Below are 4249 nucleotides of genomic sequence, written 5' to 3'. Positions count from 1 at the left end.
TCGCCGCGACGGATTAGGCCGTTAAGCACAGACTGACCCGCACGTTTACCCAGGTAGGCGTGGGCCACGTTCTGTGCCACGCTTCGTTCTATCTTTGCCTTCAGCGCTATGGCAAGTTCGCGCGCTACACGATTTAGTTGCGTGATTTCATCGTCAGTAAAGCCGGCAGCCCGGTCGCTTAGCCAAGAACTTATGACGCCGTTTTTGCCGTGCCGCTCGAAGCCGACCAGAAACGAAATGTAGTCGGTGCCACCAAGCGAGCGAAGCTCCTCAAGAATAGGAAAATCGAGGAGGGCGGTATCGCCCGTCAGTCGACGGCGTAACACCGGCAGTCGATGGGCCACGATATGGCCCAGGGGATTATGCACGAGCTGATCGTCGCTAGTCTGCTCGGGTCGGAAATGCTCCACAACGACGCCTCTCTGAATATCCCAGTCCAAGGTGCTGGCGTTATAAAGCGGATGGAGTACTCGAAAAGCCACCTGACCGCGCAGAATTGGTATGCCTATTCCACGGAGCCGCTGGCACAGCTCTCCGTAGAGATTGGCTGGCTCGGAATTTTGCAGGGCCTCGCCAGCGAGCCATTCGACAATGGCGTTGCCCAGAACGGCGGTCGCTACCGGTTTTTCTTCCATAAGAAGCTATCTTATCAGCTTGACCGGGATTTTCTGCAACTGTCTACTCAATTGTTGGATTGGAATCAGACGAGAGAGAATGTCGATGGGTCCCGATTGACACTCTGCATCAGGCGCCGGCGAGAGCGGCTTGGAGTTCACGGAAGCACAAGCCGAGGAGCTCGGCGGCGAGGTCACGACCGAGATTAAGACCGTCCGCCACAACCCGGATCCCAGTTTCCAGGCCATGGCCGGCAGGGACTCGATGCGACCTTGAGCGCGCGCGGCAGGGCGGACGGCTCGCTGTATCGCTTCCAGTGGAGTTCGTACACGCTGCCGGGCGCGGTCTTCAAATCCGTGATGACGCCGATCGCGGAGCAGCCGATCCCGATCGGGGGCCAGGTCGGCGAGGGCGGTGTCGTCAACGGCCTCCACTCCATCCATCTGCGCATGCTCGACGGCATCGATGGCGGGCTGACCGGCGTGATGCTGCTCAGCAACGGTCGTATCCTCGGCGGCGAGGCGTTCTTCTACTATCTCGGCAGCTACACCAGCGAGAACGGCCGCTGGAAGGGCCAGATTCTCAACCAGGAGCACACGCCGTCGAGGGGCGAGAACCCGGTGTTCGGCGGCCATGAGGTCGGCATCTCCGGCAGTTGCGACGAGGAAGGTTAGCGATGGACAAAGTGCTGCGCCTGTTGTCGACGCTGGCGTTGAAGGGCGCCGTGGAGCGGCTGGCCGGGCGATATCAGGCAGCCACCGGCACCAAGCTGGATGCGGATTTCGCGCCGACCGTCGGGCTGCGCGAAGGCGAGGGCGCCGACGTGCTCGTTCATCACGGCCTGGCGCAAGGCCCGCCGACAAGGACTCGACCTCGGCGATGGTCGAACTGGGCGTCGCCTATGGCACCGGCACCGGCATCGCCCGGGATGAAGACGCTGCGCGAAAACTGTTCGAGCGGGCGGCGGAAGCGCAATCCGCGCGGTGTCACCAATCTGGCCGCACTCGGCGGCACAGCGACGACGACCGATCCCGCGCGCGCACGCGAGCTATTGGACAAGGCCGCCGAGACCAATGCGGAAGCGCAATATCAGCTCGGGTTGATGCTCTCTGAGGGCAGCGGCGGCCCGAAGGACAACGCCGGGGCACGTGCGCTGTTCGAGAAGGCGGCGGCACAAAACCATCCGGGCGCACTGGAGCGGATGGGAGCGTTCTCGCAGGAAGGCCGTGGCGGGCCGCAAGACAAGGACGCCGCGAAGGCCTATTACAAGCGCGCTGCCGATCTCGGCGACGAGCATGCCAAAGCCGCGCTGAAGCGGCTAAGTTGTCCGATCGCGATCAAGGACAAGCGCGGGAATTTCGTGACGGATCTGTGCTGGTAGGCTTCCCACGACGTCAGAGGAACGCGCCGCCGCGCCCGCGGTTTTTACTGGAAGCAGTGAAAAGGAGCCCGCCATGATCCGCAAGCTGTCATCCGGCCAATACCGCCTCTATTCCCGCAAGGTCAATCCGAGGACGGGCAAGCGCCGCAATCTCGGCACCTTCAAATCGCGCGCGGCGGCGGAAAAGCACGAGCGTGACGTGCAGTATTTCAAGCGGCATTGAGTGGTGGATCAGATGCGCTCAAACGTGTCCGCGCTGGTGCTGATCGAACGCCACCAGTTGAGCTTCTCCCGCTTGCCCGGCGCGCCTTCGCTTGGCGCCTTGATCGCGCTGTCGGCGACGACGAACCACATGGTTTCCATTTTGCCGTCGCGCAGCAGCCCGGTGTAGGACACCGCCGCATCGCCGGCGGCGGTTTGGCCGGCCCCGGCGAAACTGATGCAATCGCCCTGGTGGATGCCAACGACCGCGATCTCCTGACCGTAGAAGCCGCTATCCCTAAGCGCCGTCTTGAAGGTGCCCGATATCCGCTGGTTAGCGTCGTCTGTGATCACAAGCAGCGAACCGTATTGATTGCGCCAGTTGCCCTTCCAATCCATGATCAGCCTCTTGCGTTGCTACGTGCGCAGGCCCCACGCCCACCCACCGCATAACCGTGAACTCAATGTTGCGGGCCGCGCTGGCCACGGCAGCCGTCATCGATCGGATGGGCGGCGAGGAACTCTAGCAGGGGGCGGGCGGTCGCGTCGCTGCGTTCAAGCGGGGTGAAGTGGGCGGCGCCCCCGATAACGCCGCCCGTGACGTCGGTTGCGACCTGCTGGTAGCTCTCAAGCGTCCGCCGCTCGAAGCAGTGCTCGCCACCAAGGGCGAGGACCGGGATAGCGAGCTTCTTCGCGTAGTGGGGCGTCAGGTCTGCAACGTCTTTCGGCGTTGCCCGGTAGAATCCGAAGCCGGAGGTAAGCGCGCCCGGGCGGGCGAAGGCGCGCTCCACCTCCGCACGGTCCTCGGACGTCACCTCGCTGTTCGGCTCGACGAAGATGTCCCAGAGTGCGCGCACATACGCGCGCTCGCGCCCGGCGGTGAGCAGCTCCGGAACGTCGGGCGCCATGTGGAAGGGGAACAGCCAGAACTTGCCCTCGTCTCCTCGTGGCTTCACGTCGACGCCCGGTAGCAGCGTCTCGATCGCGCTGAGGGTGGCGACGCGGTCACAGTGCGGGGCAGCGAGCGCGTATGCGATCTGGCCGCCGAAGTCGTGGCCCACGACGTGCACGCGACCGATGCCGAGCGCGTCCAGTAGCGCGAGCATGTCGGCAGCCAGCGTCACCTTGTCATAACCAGCGCCGGTCCCTTCGCTCTCGCCGAAGCCGCGCAGGTCAGGTGCGATCACCCGATAGCGTTCGGCCAGGTGGGGCATGACGCGGCTCCACACCGCCCAGGTCTCCAGCATGCCGTGGATAAGTAGCACCGGGTCGCCCTGGCCGCCCTCCACGACGCTGAGCTTCAGCCCGTTCGCCTCGACCTCACGTCTCGCGAACCGATCCCAGAACGCTGCGCTCGGATAGTCGTGGGACGGCGCCTCCAGCGAGCCGATCCGGAATGACTCGGTGAAGATCCCTGGCTCGGCCGTCCCGAACGCCTCCAAGCTCTGGCGGCTGGTTTGCGCTCTGTCGTCGTGGGTGACCGCCGCGTCGAACGCCTCGCGGCTCGCCCAGCGGCCTTCGACTAGGATGCGGCCGTCCTTGCCTTCCAACACCGTCATCGACCGGAAACCCGGCTTGGCGGCAAGCTTAGGTGCCTCCTCACGCATCGCGGCTATCAGGCGCGCCTGGTTCTCGGGCGTATCGGCGCGCCAAACGTTGTAGAATAACATGTCGGTCATGGCTTTGCCGGCTCCTGTTGACGGCCGAGGAACGCGTGCATGCGTTGCGACTGCTCCGGCCCGAACAGGGCGGCGAAGCGATCTTCCTCGAACCGGTTGATGTCGGTCGGATCCCGGTTCAGCCAAAGATCCCGGCGGACTTGATCGGCGCCACCGAGGCCGCTCGAGTCTGTGACAGCCGCCTTCCGAAGGCTCTGGCTGCATCGAGCGCGCCGCCGCTCTCCACCGTTTCCAGCACTAGTACCCGGAATCATAGCTGAGTGATACGGCGCGCCCTGAATCTTCGCTGACGGACTTTTTTCTTGGTCCAGACGAAGGGGGCGGCCTTGTCGTTGTATGCGTTGATGTAGGCATCGATGTGCTCCTGAAGCTG

Annotated in this window: 4 protein-coding genes and 3 pseudogenes; 3 read left to right on the top strand and 4 right to left on the bottom strand. The window is 63.9% G+C overall.

What is annotated here, in order from left to right; genetic code table 11:
• Window positions 1-635, bottom strand: a pseudogene (locus JOY90_RS09190) (hypothetical protein); the annotation flags it as partial.
• Between the two features lie 252 nt (window positions 636-887).
• Between JOY90_RS09190 and JOY90_RS09185 the strand changes: the two are divergent.
• The 3 genes and pseudogenes from JOY90_RS09185 (at window position 888) to JOY90_RS09175 (ending at window position 2219) form a co-directional block, all read left to right on the top strand.
• Window positions 888-1289, top strand: coding sequence for a hypothetical protein (locus tag JOY90_RS09185; protein WP_291690824.1), 402 nt, complete (start codon window positions 888-890; stop codon window positions 1287-1289).
• Window positions 1249-1996, top strand: a pseudogene (locus JOY90_RS09180) (tetratricopeptide repeat protein). Before JOY90_RS09185 ends, JOY90_RS09180 begins: the two are co-directional and overlap by 41 nt.
• Before the next feature lie 73 nt (window positions 1997-2069).
• A complete protein-coding gene (locus JOY90_RS09175; RefSeq protein WP_291690823.1) occupies window positions 2070-2219 on the top strand; it encodes a hypothetical protein in 150 nt (49 codons plus the stop codon).
• Between the two features lie 8 nt (window positions 2220-2227).
• Here JOY90_RS09175 and JOY90_RS09170 read toward each other — a convergent pair whose 3' ends face one another.
• From JOY90_RS09170 to JOY90_RS09160, 3 genes and pseudogenes are all read right to left on the bottom strand, one after another.
• Complete coding sequence (locus tag JOY90_RS09170) at window positions 2228-2596, bottom strand: avidin/streptavidin family protein (RefSeq protein ID WP_291690822.1); 369 nt, start codon at window positions 2594-2596, stop codon at window positions 2228-2230.
• A gap of 62 nt (window positions 2597-2658) precedes the next feature.
• On the bottom strand, window positions 2659-3876 hold the full coding sequence (locus JOY90_RS09165; RefSeq protein WP_291690821.1) for an alpha/beta fold hydrolase: 1218 nt from the start codon (window positions 3874-3876) through the stop codon (window positions 2659-2661).
• 250 nt (window positions 3877-4126) lie between these two features.
• Window positions 4127-4249: pseudogene (locus JOY90_RS09160) on the bottom strand (IS630 family transposase); the annotation flags it as partial.

Source organism: Bradyrhizobium sp., from assembly GCF_019242285.1.
GTDB lineage: Bacteria > Pseudomonadota > Alphaproteobacteria > Rhizobiales > Xanthobacteraceae > Bradyrhizobium.
The sequence above is the reverse complement of the archived record's forward strand: the minus strand, read 5'-3'. Positions and strand labels throughout refer to the sequence as shown.